The 1,702-nt window shown below is 69.5% G+C and carries 1 protein-coding gene; it reads left to right on the top strand.

Annotation, left to right across the window (positions count from 1 at the left end):
- Positions 1-158: 158 nt before the first annotated feature.
- Positions 159-1,702 (top strand): right-handed parallel beta-helix repeat-containing protein (locus E1285_RS44960; RefSeq protein WP_165967059.1); only part of this gene is annotated, 1,544 nt, incomplete at its 3' end.

Genomic DNA, 1,702 nt, shown 5'->3' with positions numbered 1-1,702 from the left:
CGGCCCGGCCTTGCGCGCCTACCGGCCGGGCCGCGGGCGGCACGGAAGGGGCCCGCGCCGATCGCCGCCGCCCCCGGAGGACACGCGGGACCGGATGGCCCGATGTGGCCGGTGGGTAGGTCTGGGCAAGATTGCGAATGACGTTCATATTCCCGGTCATGGGCAAGCGCAGCGCAGTCGTCGCAGTCGTGTTCACCGTGGTCCTGGGCCTGATGACGGCACCGGCACTCGGCCACGCCGAACGCGAGGTCAGGTTTCCGGCGGGGACGGGCGAGGTCCCGACCTACCGCAAGGCACCGGCCTCGCCCCGGCTGGTGGTGTGCAAACCGGAGTCGGCCGGCCTGATCGAGAGCTACACCGGATGGCTGAGGACGCTCAACGAGCGCCTCCTCGCCGAATGCTCGTACCGGCACGTCCAGGCCGCGGTGAACGACGTCACCGAGCGCGGCACCACGATCTACGTGCTGCCCGGCACGTACCGCGAGGAGCCGAGCCGCGCCGAGCCGAGCCCGCAGTGCGCGGCGCTGGAGGGGCAGGACCTCCTGACCTACGCCCAGCAGTACGCCTGCCCGAACCTCCAGCAGCTCGTGGCCGTCTTCGGAGACGAGACCCCGGACGACGACGACTACTCGTGCGACAGCCCCCGCTGCGACCTCCAGCTGGAGGGAACCGGCCGCGAGATGACCGACGTCGTCATCGAGGGCGGGTTCAAGTCCGACGGGACGTGGGCCAAGCTCAACGGCATCCGCTCCGACCGCGCGGACGGCTTCTACCTGCGCAACATCACCACGCAGCTGTTCGAGTTCAACGGGGTGTACATCCTGGAGCAGGACGGTTTCGTCATCGACCGCGCGCTGGCCCGGTGGAACGAGGAGTACGGCTTCCTCACCTTCGCCAGCGACCACGGCCTCTACACCGACTGCGAGGGCCACCACAACGGTGACGCGGGGATCTACCCCGGCTCGGCCTCACCGCTCAACGGCCGCCGCCACTCCATCGAGATCCAGCGCTGCGACTCCCACCACAACGCGCTGGGCTACTCGGGCACCGCCGGGGACTCCGTCTACGCGCACGACAACACGTTCCACCACAACTCGGCGGGCGTCTCGATGGACAGCGCCTTCCCGGGCCACCCCGGCCTGCCGCAGAACCACGCGACGTTCGAGAACAACCTGATCTACAGCAACAACGTCAACTACTACGGCAACGTCTGGGACGGCACCTGCGCCAAGCTCCCCAGGGACCGGGGCCACGAACGCGGCGTCGTCTGCCCCGCCCCGCCGGTCCCGGTCGGCACCGGCCTCCTCCTGGGCGGCGGCAACGACAACAACTACGTGCACAACCGCCTGTACGACAACTGGCGCAGCGGTTTCCGGCAGATCTGGGTACCGGCCCCGCTCCGCGGCGAGAACGACCTGCTGAAGTTCCGCGACACCTCGCACCGCAACCGCTACACCAGCAACGCCTTCGGCGTCGCGCCGGACGGCCGGACCCTCCCCAACGGCCTGGACGTGTGGTGGGACGAGCAGGGCGACGGCAACTGCTGGCAGAACAACACCTCGTCCTGGGGCGCGGTCAAATCCGACCCGGCCACCCTCCCCAACTGCGAGCACCCGTCCGGCTGGACCATCTTCACCCCCTTCGGCAACCTCCTGAAGGTCCTGGCCGCCCTCCCCTGCTCCGAGTACGGCCGAGACAAGCC

The organism is Actinomadura sp. 7K507, assembly GCF_004348425.1.
Lineage (GTDB): Bacteria > Actinomycetota > Actinomycetes > Streptosporangiales > Streptosporangiaceae > Spirillospora.
The sequence above is the reverse complement of the archived record's forward strand: the minus strand, read 5'-3'. Positions and strand labels throughout refer to the sequence as shown.